This is a genomic window from Pseudomonas sp. AC463 (assembly GCF_979253585.1).
In genome coordinates this window covers 1-315 of record NZ_CEEDDZ010000360.1, presented here as the reverse complement: position 1 = coordinate 315, position 315 = coordinate 1, and the positions used below count along the sequence as shown (strand labels likewise).

The 315-nt window shown below is 58.7% G+C and carries 1 protein-coding gene; it reads right to left on the bottom strand.

Annotated features, from left to right (window positions below):
* On the bottom strand, window positions 1-199 hold a 199-nt coding region (locus tag AC0IYH_RS30530; RefSeq protein WP_471837899.1), incomplete at its 3' end, for a hypothetical protein.
* Window positions 200-315: the final 116 nt, after the last annotated feature.

Here is a 315-nt window from a genome sequence, read left to right as displayed (position 1 = left end):
TCAGGGCGGGGTTGAAGATTCGCTCGTGCTTGAACACCTGATAGTCGCCAAGCACCGTCGCCATCTCGGCGCGTAAGGTCGCCGGTCGCGCTTCTACCGCGTCCGGCCCTTCGGCGACGCATGCACAGCTTCGCGCGAGCACGTCCAGTGCCCGGTTCTGATGATCGGTCAGGGCGGCAAGAGGGAGCGAAATGTCCATTCGCTTCGATAGCTTCAATACATTGCGAGCCGGTTTATAGGTGCGGCGAACCGCCCATTGGTTCGTCGATCGTAATTGACTCTTAACCGGCCAGCTTTTAGTGAGAGGCATTCTCA